A 16286-nucleotide genomic window follows, 5' to 3' on the forward strand; every position below is an offset into this window, starting at 1 on the left:
CTGAAATACAGGTTTGCCCGGTAACTTCCTGCAAACCTCATCCCCCCTTCCCTCTGCTTTACCAGCGGCGCCCGACATCGCCACCGATTGGCTATTGGCATCCTGTGTTTTCCGTTTCTCCTGACGTGGAAGACCTGATGAGCCAGCTACAACCTGCTGACCCGCAAGACCCAAAAATCGATTCGCTGTTGGGCGAGCTGGGGCAACTAATACGCGAAGCGCGGCAGAAAGTGCTGCGTACGGTCGATGTGATTCAAGTTCAGACCAGTTGGCAGATCGGGCGACATATTGTCGAGTTCGAGCAACAAGGCGCCCAGCGGGCGGGATATGGCAAACATTTGCTGGCCAGGCTGGCGAAGGAGCTGACAGCGCAATTCGGCAAAGGATTTGATGATCGAAACTTGCGCTACATGCGCAGCTTTTATCAGCTGTTTCCAATTTGGAACGCACTGCGTCCCGAATTGAGTTGGTCCCACTATCGCCGACTGCTGCGGGTCGATAGCGAAAAGGCCCGAAAGTGGTACATGGATGAATCCGCCAGCCTGAACTGGTCGAGTCGAGCTCTGGATCGTCAGATCAACACCTTCTACTACGAGCGCCTCTTGATGAGCCGTGACAAGGCAGGCGTGATTGAGGAAGCCACCACCAACATCGAGGCGATGAATTGCAATCCGCGCGAGTTCATTCGCGATCCCGTCATTCTCGAGTTTCTTGGCCTGCCATCCCCGGGCAAGGTCAAGGAGAGCGAACTCGAACAAGCACTTATTGATCATCTGCAAAGCTTTCTGCTTGAGCTGGGCAAAGGCTTCTCGTTTGTCGCGCGCCAGCAACGCATCAGCACCGACGGCTCGGATCTGTTCATTGATCTGGTGTTCTACAACTACCTGCTCAAATGCTTCGTGATCATTGATCTCAAACGCGGCCAGCTCAGCGCCCGGGATGTCGGGCAGATGGACATGTACGTGCGCATGTACGACGAACTCAAGCGCAGTGAAGGCGACAAGCCGACAGTCGGGATCATTCTGTGTACGGAGAACAACGAGTCGGTCGCACGCTATTCGATTTTGAAGGGCAACGAGCAACTGTTCGCCAGTAGCTACAAAACGGTGCTACCGAGTGAGGAAGAACTACGGGCAGAGCTGAATCGGGAACAGGCGCTGCTGGAAGAACGCTTGCTCAATCAATCCACAGAATAATCCTGCGGATTGTTCACCCGGCCGAGTGAGCCTATCGTTGGCAGCTAACGTGCAAAGGTCGAGAGCCATGAGCGTTCAGGACGCCCAAGAGAACGCAATGCGGCCGGATTGGGCGCTTTCGGGCATTTGATCCGACGACTGGTGACGGTCGGTGCGCACTTCGCTTACTGGCGCGACTACGCGCCGAGCATCGACCGAGCGGTCGCAAGATGATCGCGGAAAACGGCCGACTGCCGTTCGCCAACGTCCATGCGCCGACCTTGGCGATCAGCATCTGCGACGATCCCTATGGCACGATTCCAGCGATCGAGAGACTGCTGGCGTACTTCAGCAACGCGCAAAAGACCCACCTGCGAATCCACCCCGAGGACATCGGCGAACAACAAGTCGGACATTTCGCCTTTTTTCGCAGCGCATACCAAGCCACACTATGGCCCATCGCTCTGACCTGGCTGCAGACCGGTCAACTGGCCCCCGACACACCCGGGCGGCAAGTTCCGCGCAGTCAAACCCTTTAACGCACCACGGAACAGCACCCATGGCCTCCGCCAACAAGCAGCAAAAACGCGCCGCCCGGGCCAAGACCAAGGCCAAGCAGAACCGCACCAAACGCACCGAGGCGCCGGTCGAGCTGGACCCGAACGATGATCGCATCGACTTCGAATCGGTGGATCTGACCGAGCTGTTCAAGAAGATGATCGACGCCGAGAAGATCAGCCAGCAGGCGTTGTGCCGCGCGTTCCTCGAAGACCCGTTGCTTGAGCTGGTGTACGAACAGGAAGGCGAAGAAGGTGCGATGGACTTTATCCTCGCCGCGCTGATCGAGTATCGCCAGTGGTCCACCGAAACCGACGAGGCCGGCGCGCTGGCGTGGATCGAATCCCCGGCCTTCCAGGCTGACTATGTGGCGGCGTCCGACGCGATCGCCGCACAAACCCAACAGAAAGATTGAGCTCCCATGGCATCCCTGAACAAGCAACAGAAACGCGCCAAACGCGCCAAGGCCAAAGCCAAGCAAATCCGCATGGTCGGACGCAAACCGCTGGATCAGGACGAGGATCTGGGCCACCTCGCCGAGCCGATCCCGGATTACACCCTGGCGATGTTCAGCAAAATGCGCGACGCCGAAGCTGTCAGCCGCAACGAAATGCTGCTGACACTGCTGCGCGAACTGGCGTTCATCATCATCGATCATCCTGATCTGCTGGACATGGAAAACGCCGACAACGAAGGCATGGCCGCCACCCACCTGGCCGCCGACATGCTGATCGACTACCGCATGTGGGCCGACGGCATGACTATCGAAGCCGCCCAAGCCTGGCTGAGCGAGCCGCAGTTCATTACTGATTTCGGAATTGCGCTGGATGCTTACGGGAAGTCGGTCGAAGCGCAGGAAGACAAGAGCGAATAAACACCGCTCGCAAACAAAAACGGCCGCTCGTCATCACTGACAGCGGCCGTTTTTGTAAGTGGCTCTGAAGTAGCAGTTCGTCGAGCACCACGTATATCCCATTGACATATCCCTCATTAAACCTATGCTCTGGACATGCTCCATTGCAAAAGTGAAGGAGGTTCACATGGAACAAACCACCATTTTTATGAGTAATAGAAGCCAGGCTGTACGCCTTCCAAAAGCTGTAGCGATGCCAAGCGACGTGAAACGAGTGAATGTTGTCGCGATCGGCAGAGCTCGCATCATCACACCGGCCGGGGAAAGCTGGGACAGCTGGTTCGATGGAGACGCCGTCACTGGAGACTTTATGACCGATCGCGAACAGCCTGCTGATCAGGAGCGCGAGTCTTTCTGATGATTAAATTCATGCTCGATACGAATATCTGCATCTTCACTATCAAGAACAAACCAGAAGTCGTGCGCGAAGCGTTCAATCGTCATCATGGCCAATTGTGCATAAGCACAGTGACGTTGATGGAGCTGATCTATGGCGCGGAAAAATCCGCAGCTCCTGAAAAAAACCTCGCAATTATAGAAGGCTTCGCTGCAAGACTCGACATCATGTCATTTGACGAAGAGGCAGCGGCCCACACGGGGATGATTCGATCCGAACTCGCCAAGGCAGGCACTCCCATCGGCCCTTACGATCAAATGATTGCCGGACATGCTCGCTCGCGAGGGTTCATCATCGTTACGAATAATGTGCGGGAGTTTGAACGCGTCCCGGGTTTACGCGTAGAGGATTGGGTGCATCCCGCGTGAATCGCCATATGCAAACAAAAACGGCCGCTCGTCATCACTGACAGCGGCCGTTTTGCATTACGCGTTACCGATCAATTCAGCACCACAGCGCCACGCTTCTCGATCTTGCGCCGACGCGCTACCAGCAGACCGGTAGCCACCACCAGCAGGCTCAGCAAGCCGGTCGCGAGGATTTCCACGCGGTGCGCGTCCTGGAACAGCATGATGGTCAGGGCCGCGACGATGAACACGATCACCGCGTAGGTCAGGCCCGGGAACAGCCACATGCTGAAGACGATCTTCTCGCCGCGTGCCATGCGTTGTTTACGCATGCGCAGTTGCGAAATCGCGATCACCAGGTACACCAGCAGCGCGATGGCGCCGGAGCTGGCCAGCAGAAATTCGAACACCGCCGCCGGAGCCACGTAGTTGGCGAAAGTTGCCAGGAACGCCGCGCCGGTGGAGAGCATGACTGCCCAGTACGGCGTGCCGCTCTTGTTGGTGCGGGTGGCCACGGCCGGAGCATCACCGCGCTTGCCCAGCGAGAACAGCATGCGCGAGGAGGTGTAGAGCGCCGAATTCAGGCAACTGGTCACGGCGACCAGCACCACGATGTCGACGATCATCTTGGCGTTGGGAATGCCCATACGTTCAAGCACAGTCTGGTAGGAACCAAGGCTGGCCAATGCAGGATCATTCCACGGCACCAAAGCCACAACGATGAAGATCGACACGAGATAGAACAAGCCGATCCGCCAGATCACCGAGTTGGTGGCCTTGGAAATCTGCTTGCCCGGGTTCTTCGATTCGGCAGCCGCGATGGTCACGATCTCGGTACCCATGAACGAGAACATGGTGGTCAGGATTGCGCCCAACACCGCGCCCATGCCGTTCGGCAGGAAGCCCTGAGTGTCGAACAAGTGCGAAACGCCGCTGACCTGGCTGTTCGGCAGATAACCGAAGATCGCCGCGAGACCCAGCCCGATGAAACCGATGATCGCCAACACTTTGATCAGGGCAAACCAGAATTCGAACTCACCGTAATTCTTCACGCTGAACAGGTTGGTCACCGTCAGCAGCATGGTAATCACCAGAGCAAAGGCCCAGATGCCCACATCCGGAAACCACGCGTGCAGGATGGTTGCGGCCGCGTTGGCCTCCAACGGGATGACCAGAACCCAGAACCACCAGTACAACCAGCCAATAGTGAAACCGGCCCAATGGCCGATGGCGCGGTCGGCGTAAGTCGAAAACGAACCGGTGTCCGGCGAGGCGACGGCCATTTCACCGAGCATGCGCATCACAAGGACCACCAACATGCCGGCAGCGGCGTAGGCCAGCAACACGGCCGGGCCTGCAGCGGCGATGGCGTGGCCGGAGCCTACGAACAGACCTGCACCGATCACCCCGGCGATCGACAGCATGGTCACATGACGCGGTTTGAGCCCCTGTTCGAGGCCGTTGGAGCTTTGAGTACTGCTCATCGAAACTACCTTTGCGAGGAAAGCGATTCAGTCCGGCCCGCCTGGTTTTCCTTCTCGTAAAAAGAAACCAACGGGGCGTTCCTTATTCTGCACGCAATATTTGCGCCAAAATGTTTCAAACTCCCGCGTGCCGCGGCTTCGCGCGCGACCGGACAGTCATCGCAAGTCATTGAGATTAATGGCTATTCGCCAGAGCGTTACCCTGCGACTCACTTTTTAAACGAATCACCGCACCAGAAACACACGCAAAAAGTGTGGGATGCACAATAAAAGGGCGAATCCGGAACGATCGGCCGGTTAGCGCTTCCAACACCCCGGCAAAGGTGGCAACATCGCGCCTTTTTTTACCCGGCACCCTCGGGCTTGCACGTTCAAACACCCGTTCGGTTGTTGATGGGGCGACAGTCTTCTGCGCCGATGCGACAACCTGCCACACGCCATCCGTTTACCGCGCCCAGCGCTGTTGGCTGCCATTGAAACGCTATGCTAGCTTGGCCGCCTCGCCAGGAAGGCCAACCAACAGCAGGAGCGCAACATATATGAGGAACGCACATGGCTGAGGCCACGCCCGCGCTTGAAATCCGCAACTTGCACAAACGCTACGGCAAGCTTGAGGTGCTCAAAGGCATCTCGCTGACCGCCCGCGACGGCGACGTGATCTCGATCCTGGGTTCCTCCGGTTCCGGCAAGTCCACGTTCCTGCGTTGCATCAATCTGTTGGAAAACCCGCATCAGGGCCAGATTCTGGTTGCCGGGGAAGAACTCAAACTCAAAGCCGCCAAGAATGGCGAACTGGTTGCCGCCGACGGCAAACAGATCAATCGGCTGCGCTCCGAGATTGGTTTTGTATTTCAAAACTTTAATCTGTGGCCGCACATGAGCGTGCTCGACAACATCATCGAAGCGCCGCGCCGCGTGCTCGGCCAGAGCAAGGCCGAAGCCATCGAAGTCGCCGAAGCGCTGCTGGCCAAGGTCGGCATTGCCGACAAACGCCACGCCTACCCGGCGCAATTGTCCGGCGGCCAGCAACAGCGTGCAGCGATTGCCCGCACACTGGCGATGCAACCTAAGGTGATTCTGTTCGACGAACCGACATCCGCCCTTGACCCGGAAATGGTCCAGGAAGTACTTAATGTCATCCGCGCATTGGCCGAAGAAGGCCGCACCATGCTGCTCGTGACCCATGAAATGGGCTTCGCCCGTCAGGTCTCCAGCGAAGTGGTGTTCCTCCACCAAGGCCTGGTAGAAGAGCAAGGATCGCCACAGCAGGTGTTCGATAACCCGCTTTCGGCGCGCTGCAAACAATTCATGTCCAGCAACCGCTAACGGAGCTACCCACATGCAGAACTATAAAAAGGTCTTCCTGGCCGCCGCCGTCACCCTCGCGTTCAGCGCCGGTGCCATGGCCGAGACCCTGAAGATGGGCATCGAAGCGGCTTACCCGCCGTTCAACAACAAAGACGCCAGCGGCAACGTGGTCGGCTTCGACAAAGACATCGGCGACGCCCTCTGCGCGAAGATGAAAGTCGACTGCACCGTGGTCACTTCCGATTGGGACGGCATCATTCCGGCCCTGAACGCCAAGAAGTTCGACTTCCTGATCTCCTCGATGTCGATCACCGACGAGCGCAAAGGCGCAGTGGACTTCACCGACCCGTACTACTCGAACAAGCTGCAATTCATCGCACCGAAAGACAAAGACTTCAAAACCGACAAGGCTTCCCTGCAAGGCAAAGTGATCGGCGCACAACGTGCGACCCTCGCCGGTACCTGGATGGAGGACAACATGGAAGGCGTCGAAGTCAAACTCTACGACACCCAGGAAAACGCTTACCTCGACCTGACTTCCGGTCGTCTGGACGGCATCCTCGCTGACAAATACGTCAACTACGAGTGGCTGAAAAGCGAAGCCGGCAAGCCTTACGAGTTCAAGGGCGACCCGGTTGAAGAAAGCGACAAGATCGGTATCGCTGTACGAAAAGGCGACCCGATTCGCGCGCGTCTGAACCTTGCGCTGAAAGAAATCGTTGAAGACGGCACTTACAAAAAGATCAACGACAAGTACTTCCCGTTCAGCATCTACTGATCCTGACCTGCCGGATCGACGCCGCACTTTCGCGGCGTCGATCCCCGGCCTTGCCTGCCGCGATTTGAAAAGAAATCCATGATTATCGACCTCTACGGATTCGGCCCGGCGCTTGCCGCTGGCGCGCTGATGACCGTCAAACTGGCACTCACGGCCCTGTGCCTGGGGCTGGTGCTCGGTCTGCTCGGCGCCTTGGCCAAAACTTCCCCGTACAAGCCACTGCAATGGCTTGGCGGAACCTATTCGACCCTGGTGCGCGGCATCCCGGAATTGCTCTGGGTGCTGTTGATCTACTTCGGTACGGTCAACCTGATGCGCGCCCTCGGTGAGTTCTTCGGCAACCCCGATCTGGAACTCAACGCCTTCGCCGCCGGTGTGATTGCACTCGGCCTGTGTTTCGGCGCCTACGCCACAGAAGTGTTTCGTGGCGCGATTCTCGCGATTCCCAAGGGCCACCGTGAGGCTGGCGTCGCGTTGGGCATGTCGAAAGTGCGGATCTTCACGCGCCTGATCATGCCGCAGATGTGGCGCATCGCTCTGCCCGGCCTCGGCAATCTGTTCATGATTCTGATGAAAGACACCGCGCTGGTGTCGGTGATCGGCCTGGAAGAGATCATGCGGCACGCGCAAATCGGCGTGACCGTGTCCAAGCAGCCGTTCACCTTCTATATGGTCGCCGCATTCATGTACTTGGGCCTGACGGTGCTGGCGATGACCGGCATGCACTTCCTGGAAAAACGCGCCGCCCGTGGCTTCGCGAGGAGCGCTTAATGAATTGGGAAGTCATCATCAAATGGCTGCCGAAACTGGCGCAGGGTGCGACCCTGACCCTGGAGCTGGTGGCCATCGCCGTGATCGCCGGGCTGCTGCTGGCGATTCCGCTGGGCATCGCCCGTTCTTCGAAACTTTGGTACGTGCGCGCTTTTCCCTACGCCTACATCTTCTTTTTCCGTGGCACGCCGTTGCTGGTGCAATTGTTCCTGGTCTATTACGGACTGGCGCAGTTCGACGCGGTGCGTAACAGCTCGATGTGGCCGTACCTGCGCGATCCGTTCTGGTGCGCCACTGCGACCATGACCTTGCACACGGCGGCGTACATCGCTGAAATCCTGCGCGGCGCGATCCAGGCGATTCCGCCGGGCGAGATCGAAGCGGCGCGGGCGCTGGGCATGTCCCGGCCCAAGGCGCTGTTCTACATCATCCTGCCGCGCGCGGCGCGCATCGGCCTGCCGGCCTACAGCAATGAAGTGATCCTGATGCTCAAGGCCAGCGCCCTGGCCAGCACCGTAACTTTGCTGGAACTGACCGGCATGGCCCGCACGATCATTGCCCGCACCTACCTGCCGGTGGAGATCTTCTTTGCTGCCGGCGTGTTCTATCTGCTGATGTCCTACGTGCTGGTTCGCGGTTTCAAACTGCTGGAACGCTGGCTGCGCGTTGATGCCTGCCAGGGGCGTTGAATCTTCCCACGTGCTGACGGGCGAGGAACTACTCGCCCGCTTCACCGCGCTGGATGCGTTTCTCGCAATGCATCAAGCATTGTGGAAACCTCGACCGTTCACTCATCTTGCGCTTCCGTGGGAAACCTCCTACCCCGAACTGTCTGCGTGGCTACGTGGGCGATCGCTGGAGGACGCGGAAAGTGCGCATAACCAGCCTGCCGATCTTGTTGATGCGCCGGAGCCATTCGCAACGTTAGCCGCGCTGTCACTTGAGCTGAGCGCAGTTGGGGAATTGCCGACCCATGCGCTCGAGGCGGCAGGTCATCGCTTGAACGTCGATGTGCCGGGGCGCAAGTTGCAGCAGATCGAAGCGTTCGCAGGTTGCCTGTCGTTTAGCTCAACGCCGCAGCACTGGCTGGATTGGTGCTCGGGCAAAGGTCACTTGGGCCGACGCCTGTTGAGCCGCGGACAACAACTCACCTGTGTGGAATACGACCCGGCGCTGGTCGCCAGCGGTCAGGCATTGAGCCAACGTCATCATCTGCACGCATTGCACGTCGAGCAGGATGTTCTGGCTGCTGACGCCGCTGTGCTGCTAAGCGCCAATCACACGCCCGTCGCCCTGCACGCCTGTGGCGATCTGCATGTGCGGCTGATGCAACTGGCCAGCGCCGCCGGTTGCCGACAACTGGCGCTTGCACCGTGCTGTTACAACCGGATCAGTCTCACTCAATATAAGGCGCTTTCCTCGGCCGGTGCAGAATCCGCCCTACAGCTGTCGCGGGAAGATCTGGCGCTGCCGATGAGCGAAACGGTCACCGCAGGTGCCCGCATCCGACGTCAGCGCGACACCTCCATGGCCCGGCGCCTTGCCTTCGATTCGTTGCAACGCAAAGTACGTGGCGTCGATGAATACTTGCCAACGCCTTCCCTGCCCAGCGCCTGGCTGGAAAAACCTTTTGCCGATTACTGTCGCGACTTGGGCGCGCTGAAAGAGTTATCCACAATCGGCGAGCAAAATTGGCTGGCTCTCGAAACCGCCGGTTGGCAGCGATTAGCCGAAGTTCGCAACCTGGAACTGCTGCGCGGATTATTCCGACGGCCGTTAGAGCTTTGGCTGAACCTCGATCGGGCGCTTTTCCTCGCCGAACAGGGATATGACGTACGGCTTGGGACCTTCTGCGACGCACATCTCACTCCGCGCAATTTATTGCTAGTGGCCGAACGCGTTTAAATCTTTACAGCCTGTGGATAACTCTGTTGATGAAATTATCCTGGATCCAATATCCACGCCTGTTTCACGCCATTAACAGTGCTGGTCATTTTTTGTTCACATGAATAAAAAACCAGTAAAACAGGGCTTTGCGAGACAAATGAGAATGCGTTCACAAAATCCGCCTTGAGTGCGCCTATGGGCCAGCCCGTTGTGCATAAGCCTCCAAGCAAAAGGACATAACCGCCGAATTGCGGACCTGTGCAATGCACAATTGCGCCCCATATCTACCCTTGCTATACAGGTTTACGCCGTGCAGGTAGCGCACACTCGAAAAAGAAAAATCTGACCGACAGGAAGCCACCGTGACGTTCATTTCTTACGCACAGAATTTCGAAGACATCCGCTTGTGGCGGGCACTCAAATTCTTCGAAAACGGCTTCTATATCGATGTCGGCGCCAACGATCCGCTTCACGATTCGGTTACCAAAGCCTTTTACGATCGCGGCTGGAGCGGCATCAACGTCGAGCCGATGCAAAACTTTCACGACGCCCTCCGCCAACAGCGCCCCCGCGACACCACGCTGCAATGCATCGCCAGCGATCAGCCCGGCGAAGTCACGTTCTACGGCATTCCCGGCACCGGCCTGTCCACTGCCGACCCGGTCGTGGCTCAGGAGCGCCGCGACCTTGGCCTCGACGTCCGCAGCCTGACCGTCAAGGCCCGTACCCTGACCTCGATCTGCGAAGAACACGCCAGCGAGCGCCCAATCCACTTTCTGAAAATCGACGTCGAAGGCCACGAAGAAACCGTGCTGCGCGGCATGGATTTCAGTCGCTTCCGCCCGTGGATCATCCTCATCGAAACCCCGTTCGAGCGCGACCACACCTGGGAACACCTGGTCACCGACGCCGGCTACCAAAACGTCTGCTTTGACGGCCTCAACAGCTACTTCCTGGCCAATGAACACATCAACCTGAAACCGGCATTCGAGATGCCACCCTGCCAGCTCGACAACTTCCAGCTCTGCCTCGGCCACCCCTTCGCCCACCCCGTCAGCCCCAACGAAGCCGCCGCCCTGGAGCAGATCAGCGCCGCCACACAACGCGCCGAACACGCCGAAGCCCAACTGCGCGCCATCCAGAACAACCGCGCCTGGCGCGCCATCCAGAAACTGCGCAAAGTCCTGCGCCGGGCCTGAATTTGAGCCTGTGCAAAAATAGTCTGAATTCAGGGGTTTACAGAATTTTCCCAATGGCTATAATCGTCGCCCACACGCCGGTATAGCTCAGTTGGTAGAGCAACTGACTTGTAATCAGTAGGTCCCGGGTTCGACTCCTGGTGCCGGCACCATACAAAACGAAGCCCCTGCAGAAATGCAGGGGCTTTGTTGTTTCTGGAGTGTCCACATTTCGTCCACACACTGGACTCTGACTGTACTCAGAGCTTCGTTGTAAACTGCGCGCTCGAACATGGACTTTCGGGAATAAGCACGTGGCTCCCCTCGCTCAGGCAACAACACTCGCAATTCTGGATTACTGGCATAAAGTCGAATTCTTCATTCCCTACGGGCTGGAGCAATATCTGGATGATCTTGAAGAATGGCAATCCAAAGCCCTTCTGCGTAGCGCCCTTGAACTGTCTGATGACACCGACTGGCTAGACATTGATGTGGCCCAAGATAAGGCCGTCACTGGCTATAACCTGTTTCTTGGCATCTTCGACAAATCGCAAATAAACCGTGTCTGCGAACAGGTGATACCGCGCGCACGCGGCGCTTCGGCCGATGAAAGAGAGTATGAGAATGCAGAGCGGGCAGAGCTTGAGGGCATGACTTGCTTCGCCAAGTTGCCCTTGGATGGGGCTGGCAATCCATTGATCGACTCGATTTCCATTTCCACTGCGCCGTGGGCCCTAGGGCGGACACTGGCTAGCGGCCTCCAATCCCTCAGTCATGACGCGTTCGATGCGGCACGAGAAGACCTCATACAGAGGCTGCATAATTTCATGAGCAGCCGCGGTTCTTTCGCCGGGCAGGCAATGCGCGCCAGTGAGGTTGTGACGCTCCAAACGCTGCTCTGCGAATGGAGCGGTTTTACTCCCGACACCGCACAACCCATCGCAGTGCTGACGGCGAAGGTAAAAGCCTTCGACAGCAAACAGCCCGAGAAAGCCAAGCCGGACGAGGCAGACAAAGACGACGAGGAAGAAGATACCCTTGAGGAACTGGATATCCTCAACAGCTTTTTTATCCGCGATATCGAACGTGCCATTGAAGGAGTCAGCAGCGGCAACATTCCATTGACGCTGGCGCAGTACCTGATTGCCTTGCCCCCTGCCCAACGAATAGACCTTTATAGCGAGCAAGGCTGCACGGCAATATTGAATGCACTGCGTCCACGGTTCCTTAACCGGGGGCACTGGTTGGCCGAGACTGACCAGTCAATGAGCCTGATGCAACAGTTCGCCCTGAACCAAATACGCGAGGAAACCGAAATCGGTGGACTCTTCGCTGTCAACGGCCCGCCCGGCACCGGCAAAACCACATTACTGCGCGATCTGTTTGCCGACAATATTGTTCAGCGTGCTCGCATTCTGGCGGAACTGGTCAAGGCGGATGACGCGTTTGTCAAAGAGTCCTGCAGGGTTCGTTTCAAAGGAAATTCGGGCTTTGTCACATTGCGTCCATTGATCAACGCCCTGACCGGATTTGAGATGGTCGTAGCGTCGACTAACAATGCCGCGGTCGAAAACATTTCTGTTGACCTGGTCAAGCGCAAGGCTTTGGGCGAACACTGGCGCCCATTCGGTTATCTGCAACCCGTGGCCCACAACATCGCGGTGCAAGAAGGTAAGCGTGGCGCCATTTCTCCACAGGGAGAGCAGATGCCTTGGGGGCTGATCAGCTGCGCTTTGGGCAACTCCCGTAATCGGCGCCATTTTAATGAGCGCTTCAGCATGTTCACCATCAAGACTCAGAGCAGCGATCAACCTAAACGCTTTTGGGACTGGCTCAAAGAGCCTAATCCACTGAGCTTCAGCCAGGCCCGCGAGCGTTTCCGCCTGGCCGACAAAGCTGTAGACAGCGCCCTGATCGAGCGCGAGCGACTGGCCGAATTGCTCGACATTGTTGGCCAAGGCAGCGAGTCTGATTTTCTGGCGTGTCAGATCGCCTGTATTCAAGATACAAAATCGCAAGTCGATGCCATATCGGCTGATCAGACCGACAATTTGCAGAAAGTGAGCACTCAGCAGCAGGCGCTTCAACAACTGCTTCTGGAGCAGCAGTTGATCGACCGCTCATCTCCCGGTTTTTGGGCGCGCTTGTTCCGTACTCAGGAAGCGAAGGCCTACGATCAACGCCGAAAATCCAACGCGCTGGCTCAGCTTGATAACCATCAAGTGCTAACAGCGCTGCAGGCGAAGGTAAAGAAATCTGCCTGCAATTTGCGCGAAGCAACAGGCCTCTTGCAGGTGCAAGAACAGGAACTCAGCGTTTTGACGGAGCAATGGCGCAGTTGGAGCGCCGAATATGACCAGCTTCGCACTCGGCTGCTTATTCCTCGCATGCTCGCTAACGCGCTGGACTTGGTGAGCGATGAGCAATTGCAGATTGATGGACTCTGGCACGACGAAGAGTTGGCGCGAATGCGCTCGGAACTCTTCGCCGCCGCATTGCGGCTTCAGCAAGCGTGGGTACATGAAACCGCGCAAAAGGGTGGCGCGCTCGGGGCCAATCTCGTCGCGGTCAATAAGCTGCTTTCCAATCAAGTACCGCAAGATCCGAACCACATCCTGAGCATCTGGCAAAACCTGTTCATGGTCGTACCAGTGGTTTCCAGTACGTTTGCTTCTTTCGCCAGTCAGTTTCGCGGTCTGGGCCCGGGCTCTCTGGGCTGGGTCTTTATCGATGAGGCCGGGCAAGCTGTCCCGCAAGCGGCGGTCGGCGCCCTCTGGCGCGCCCAGCGCTGTGTCGTCGTGGGTGATCCGTTGCAAATCGAGCCGGTTTTTACTCTGCCGACTCCGTTGATCGATGCTTTGGGTGAACTCCACCCGGTAACTGCAGACAATGCTTACGCGCCGCATTGCGTTTCCGTGCAGCGTCTCGCCGACCAAGCCAATCGTTTTGGTGCCTACGCCCCATGCATGGACGAGAACATATGGGTCGGAAGCCCCCTGCGCGTACACCGCCGTTGCCACGAGCCGATGTTTTCTCTGGCCAACCTGATCGCCTACGACAACAAAATGGTTTACGGCCTACCCAATCGCGAGCCCATCGCCGAACCCTTGATCGCCCTCGCCAGTGGATGGGTCGATATTCGGGGCTCAGTTGACCGCAAGCAATCGGTGCCCGAACAGATCGAGTTCATGACCAAGGTCATTGTGTCCCTCTTCCAGCGCGACCGCCTACTGCCCGAGCTGTATGTGATCTCGCCTTTCAAAGCAATTCGGCAGGCAATGCGAGAGCAGATCATGCAAGTTGCGTGGCAACATCCAGCGCCGAAGCGGGAGGAGTTGAAACGCTGGGTCAAACGCAGCATCGGCACCGTCCATACCTTCCAAGGCAAGGAAGAAAAAACCGTGTTCATGATTTTGGGGGCTGATCCCGAAACTGCTGGCGCAGCGCAGTGGGCGTCGTCAAAACCCAACTTGCTCAATGTGGCGCTGACGCGTGCCCAGCATCGCATTTACTTGGTGGGGGATGACGAACTCTGGGGCACGTTGCCCTACTTCAAGGAAGCGTCGAGAGGGGAAACCACGCTGCCACGTTGGAAGCGCGGAGACTTTGCAGTTATTGCGCAAAAAGTGAAATCCGACAAAACAGACAGTAAAGCGCCCTCGCTCTAGTGCGAGGACGCTTTAGACGAAATGAGTGGACTTGGTGTTTCAGACCTGGCTGACCTCGAATACAAACGAAATCTTGCGCAAACTCGCACTCCAAACATAACGCAGATGTTTACCCTGCTTCGGAATCGACACAGTCGGCGGGCGAAACGCGGCGACGCATTCATGCCCGGGTAAACGCACGCTGTTGTAAAGCAAACCCCATGACAGATTTTCGCGCAGTTGCCGGGCGAATGCCTGAGACGGGCCATAAGCATCGGGATCAGGCTGATGCAAATGCGGGAAATCGTGGCGGATGTCGTGCAGTGGCTTGATCACGCGATTGATGTAGGTGCGCATGGTCAATTCCAGATCGGCCTCGTTGGTTGCGGCGAGGAACCGTTCTTGGTGGTAGCAGGTTTCGGCGATGGCCGCGGCCTGGCTGCTGGCGGCGTAATACACGCCGAACGTGCCGTCGGTGAAGCGGCTGCTTTTACCGATGTGAGTGAACGCCGCCATCACCGGGGTTGAACCGGGGCCGGAGAGACGGTCTTCAGGTCGCACGCGGTCGAGGACGCCGGCCTGGGCGATCAAACGATCATTGGTCAGCGCTTCGAGGGCGTAGGCGATTTCCAGATCCTCCGGGTCGAGCACATCTTCGAACAACGCAATCGGCGGGAAGCTGCTGTTGACGATCCGATACGCTCGCGGCCATTGCGGCTCGACCAGCGCCGGCGCCTTCAACCGCGCACACCGTCGAGATAACGACGCACGTCGGCGATGTCCACTACCCGCCCGGCGAGCATGTAATCCAGCGCGGTTTGGCCGTTGAACGGCGCGGCAGTGTTCGGACTGCTGACCCACGTGTAAGCCCGCTCGCGACTGTTGCTGAAGATGATGCTCAGTGCTTTGTGAATACCCATCAGATAGGAAATTCGCTCAAGCGTGTCGTGCGGCAGACGCACATTCGGCGGTAGGTGTTTGTATTTGTAAAACGTCGTATTGCCGACCCCGCCCAGCAGCGTTCTTTGTTGCTCGGCGTTACAGCCCCAGCGCTCCATGAGGTTGAAGAAGAACTTCAACGCGACACGACCGGCTTCGGGGACGTTGAGTTGCTCGCGTGGGGTCAGGGCTGGGGATGAGGTGGGCATAGGGTCGTCCAAAATTACTGCGCATACGTCAATGCTAGTACACATACGAATAAATGTTGAAAACCTATCCACAAATGTATCAAAGCCATCCTTCTCTTCACATATCAGGACACTTGAACATCTCCTCTATCAAATCGAAACGCTGGCAAATATTTCTGGCTTCTCTCATTGCACTTGCCGTCTTCTTTGAAGGTACTCGTACGTCAAAAGGCATTCGCTGGTTCGAAACGACCTGTAGGAGGAACAGTCGCATTGCATCTTCGATAGTGAGTCCGCAGACGTTAAAAACCTGAGTGGCACGCACTATTAACTTCTCGTCAATGCGGCAACACACGTCTGTAGTTTTCGATAGCGCAGCCATTTCTCACCTCTGCCAATTGATGTGCGATTTCCTGAGTTCCTGGTTCGCACGTCTTGGCCTTATTCCAGCCGCTTTGTCGTCGCCTCGCTATCAGCCCAATCCCAACTTCCCATACGACCCGTCCACAGTTCTCGCAGGTAAAACCCGCCCACCGTGTCAGCCATTTCCCTCAGCAAAACAGCCGAACGCCCCAAAACCATGCACTTTTTTTGACCCCCATCACCCCCATGTCGCCTAAAACCCCGATCCTGTGTCAGCCTCCAGCCATCGGCGGAGACATCAATTGGCTACTAATTGCGCGACAACTATGCTCAGGTACAGGAATATAGCCAGC

16 protein-coding genes, 1 tRNA gene and 1 pseudogene are annotated in these 16286 nt (G+C 57.3%); 14 read left to right on the plus strand and 4 right to left on the minus strand.

Features of this window, described 5'->3' with window-relative positions:
* Nucleotides 1-137: 137 nt before the first annotated feature.
* The 6 genes and pseudogenes from ACP7BN_RS04365 to vapC all read left to right on the plus strand — a co-directional run bounded on the left by ACP7BN_RS04365 (nucleotide 138) and on the right by vapC (nucleotide 3411).
* Nucleotides 138-1196, plus strand: coding sequence for a PDDEXK nuclease domain-containing protein (locus ACP7BN_RS04365; RefSeq protein WP_426201910.1), 1059 nt, complete (start codon nucleotides 138-140; stop codon nucleotides 1194-1196).
* A gap of 99 nt (nucleotides 1197-1295) precedes the next feature.
* Nucleotides 1296-1714, plus strand: a pseudogene (locus tag ACP7BN_RS04370) (alpha/beta hydrolase); the annotation flags it as partial.
* A gap of 20 nt (nucleotides 1715-1734) precedes the next feature.
* A complete protein-coding gene (locus ACP7BN_RS04375; RefSeq protein ID WP_426201911.1) occupies nucleotides 1735-2148 on the plus strand; it encodes a hypothetical protein in 414 nt (137 codons plus the stop codon).
* A 6-nt stretch (nucleotides 2149-2154) separates the two neighbouring features.
* Nucleotides 2155-2607: a hypothetical protein gene (locus tag ACP7BN_RS04380; protein WP_426201912.1), complete on the plus strand. Its 453-nt coding sequence runs from the start codon at nucleotides 2155-2157 to the stop codon at nucleotides 2605-2607.
* Between the two features lie 166 nt (nucleotides 2608-2773).
* Entirely contained in the window at nucleotides 2774-3004 is a 231-nt protein-coding gene (gene vapB / locus ACP7BN_RS04385) for a type II toxin-antitoxin system VapB family antitoxin (RefSeq protein ID WP_426201913.1), read from the plus strand.
* Nucleotides 3004-3411, plus strand: a complete 408-nt coding sequence (gene vapC, locus ACP7BN_RS04390; RefSeq protein ID WP_426201915.1) for a type II toxin-antitoxin system tRNA(fMet)-specific endonuclease VapC — start codon at nucleotides 3004-3006, stop codon at nucleotides 3409-3411. Before vapB ends, vapC begins: the two co-directional genes overlap by 1 nt.
* Nucleotides 3412-3482: 71 nt before the next feature.
* On the opposite strand, the gene gabP is transcribed toward vapC, so the two are convergent.
* Complete coding sequence (gene gabP / locus ACP7BN_RS04395; RefSeq protein ID WP_420646813.1) at nucleotides 3483-4874, minus strand: GABA permease; 1392 nt, start codon at nucleotides 4872-4874, stop codon at nucleotides 3483-3485.
* 552 nt (nucleotides 4875-5426) lie between these two features.
* Between gabP and ACP7BN_RS04400 the strand changes: the two genes are divergently transcribed.
* The 8 genes from ACP7BN_RS04400 (at nucleotide 5427) to ACP7BN_RS04435 (ending at nucleotide 14464) form a co-directional block, all read left to right on the plus strand.
* Complete coding sequence (locus ACP7BN_RS04400) at nucleotides 5427-6200, plus strand: ABC transporter ATP-binding protein (RefSeq protein ID WP_133837806.1); 774 nt, start codon at nucleotides 5427-5429, stop codon at nucleotides 6198-6200.
* A gap of 13 nt (nucleotides 6201-6213) precedes the next feature.
* Entirely contained in the window at nucleotides 6214-6960 is a 747-nt protein-coding gene (locus tag ACP7BN_RS04405) for an ABC transporter substrate-binding protein (RefSeq protein WP_426201916.1), read from the plus strand.
* A 78-nt stretch (nucleotides 6961-7038) separates the two neighbouring features.
* A complete protein-coding gene (locus tag ACP7BN_RS04410) occupies nucleotides 7039-7731 on the plus strand; it encodes an ABC transporter permease (RefSeq protein ID WP_420646810.1) in 693 nt (230 codons plus the stop codon).
* The gene (locus tag ACP7BN_RS04415; protein WP_426201918.1) at nucleotides 7731-8420 is read left to right on the plus strand and encodes an ABC transporter permease; all 690 of its coding nucleotides are present in this window, start codon (nucleotides 7731-7733) and stop codon (nucleotides 8418-8420) included. Before ACP7BN_RS04410 ends, ACP7BN_RS04415 begins: the two co-directional genes overlap by 1 nt.
* On the plus strand, nucleotides 8401-9636 hold the full coding sequence (locus ACP7BN_RS04420; protein WP_426201920.1) for a methyltransferase: 1236 nt from the start codon (nucleotides 8401-8403) through the stop codon (nucleotides 9634-9636). The genes ACP7BN_RS04415 and ACP7BN_RS04420 overlap by 20 nt, the downstream gene beginning before the upstream one ends.
* A gap of 344 nt (nucleotides 9637-9980) precedes the next feature.
* Nucleotides 9981-10817, plus strand: a complete 837-nt coding sequence (locus tag ACP7BN_RS04425; RefSeq protein WP_426201921.1) for an FkbM family methyltransferase — start codon at nucleotides 9981-9983, stop codon at nucleotides 10815-10817.
* A 76-nt stretch (nucleotides 10818-10893) separates the two neighbouring features.
* Nucleotides 10894-10969, plus strand: a tRNA-Thr gene (locus ACP7BN_RS04430).
* Between the two features lie 141 nt (nucleotides 10970-11110).
* Nucleotides 11111-14464 carry a DEAD/DEAH box helicase gene (locus ACP7BN_RS04435; protein WP_426201922.1) on the plus strand — a complete coding sequence of 1118 codons (3354 nt, stop codon included), beginning with the start codon at nucleotides 11111-11113 and terminating at the stop codon, nucleotides 14462-14464.
* 39 nt (nucleotides 14465-14503) lie between these two features.
* Here the strand turns inward: ACP7BN_RS04435 and ACP7BN_RS04440 are convergent, their stop codons facing one another.
* From ACP7BN_RS04440 to ACP7BN_RS04450, 3 genes are all read right to left on the minus strand, one after another.
* The gene (locus ACP7BN_RS04440; protein WP_426201924.1) at nucleotides 14504-15184 is read right to left on the minus strand and encodes an RES family NAD+ phosphorylase; all 681 of its coding nucleotides are present in this window, start codon (nucleotides 15182-15184) and stop codon (nucleotides 14504-14506) included.
* Nucleotides 15181-15591: an MbcA/ParS/Xre antitoxin family protein gene (locus ACP7BN_RS04445; protein WP_426201926.1), complete on the minus strand. Its 411-nt coding sequence runs from the start codon at nucleotides 15589-15591 to the stop codon at nucleotides 15181-15183. Before ACP7BN_RS04445 ends, ACP7BN_RS04440 begins: the two co-directional genes overlap by 4 nt.
* Before the next feature lie 97 nt (nucleotides 15592-15688).
* Nucleotides 15689-15952, minus strand: a complete 264-nt coding sequence (locus ACP7BN_RS04450; RefSeq protein ID WP_426201928.1) for a type II toxin-antitoxin system RelB/DinJ family antitoxin — start codon at nucleotides 15950-15952, stop codon at nucleotides 15689-15691.
* Between the last annotated feature and the right edge of the window lie 334 nt (nucleotides 15953-16286).

It is taken from the genome of Pseudomonas sp. TWP3-1 (assembly GCF_049896625.1).
Lineage (GTDB): Bacteria > Pseudomonadota > Gammaproteobacteria > Pseudomonadales > Pseudomonadaceae > Aquipseudomonas.

Bases quoted from the DNA above. Each gene is read 5' to 3' on its own strand.
- ACP7BN_RS04365 (WP_426201910.1), top strand. From the start codon at position 138: ATGAGCCAGCTACAACCTGCTGACCCGCAAGACCCAAAAATCGATTCG.
- ACP7BN_RS04375 (WP_426201911.1), top strand. From the start codon at position 1,735: ATGGCCTCCGCCAACAAGCAGCAAAAACGCGCCGCCCGGGCCAAGACC.
- ACP7BN_RS04380 (WP_426201912.1), top strand. From the start codon at position 2,155: ATGGCATCCCTGAACAAGCAACAGAAACGCGCCAAACGCGCCAAGGCC.
- vapB (WP_426201913.1), top strand. From the start codon at position 2,774: ATGGAACAAACCACCATTTTTATGAGTAATAGAAGCCAGGCTGTACGC.
- vapC (WP_426201915.1), top strand. From the start codon at position 3,004: ATGATTAAATTCATGCTCGATACGAATATCTGCATCTTCACTATCAAG.
- gabP (WP_420646813.1), bottom strand. From the start codon at position 4,874: ATGAGCAGTACTCAAAGCTCCAACGGCCTCGAACAGGGGCTCAAACCG.
- ACP7BN_RS04400 (WP_133837806.1), top strand. From the start codon at position 5,427: ATGGCTGAGGCCACGCCCGCGCTTGAAATCCGCAACTTGCACAAACGC.
- ACP7BN_RS04405 (WP_426201916.1), top strand. From the start codon at position 6,214: ATGCAGAACTATAAAAAGGTCTTCCTGGCCGCCGCCGTCACCCTCGCG.
- ACP7BN_RS04410 (WP_420646810.1), top strand. From the start codon at position 7,039: ATGATTATCGACCTCTACGGATTCGGCCCGGCGCTTGCCGCTGGCGCG.
- ACP7BN_RS04415 (WP_426201918.1), top strand. From the start codon at position 7,731: ATGAATTGGGAAGTCATCATCAAATGGCTGCCGAAACTGGCGCAGGGT.
- ACP7BN_RS04420 (WP_426201920.1), top strand. From the start codon at position 8,401: ATGCCTGCCAGGGGCGTTGAATCTTCCCACGTGCTGACGGGCGAGGAA.
- ACP7BN_RS04445 (WP_426201926.1), bottom strand. From the start codon at position 15,591: ATGCCCACCTCATCCCCAGCCCTGACCCCACGCGAGCAACTCAACGTC.
- ACP7BN_RS04450 (WP_426201928.1), bottom strand. From the start codon at position 15,952: ATGGCTGCGCTATCGAAAACTACAGACGTGTGTTGCCGCATTGACGAG.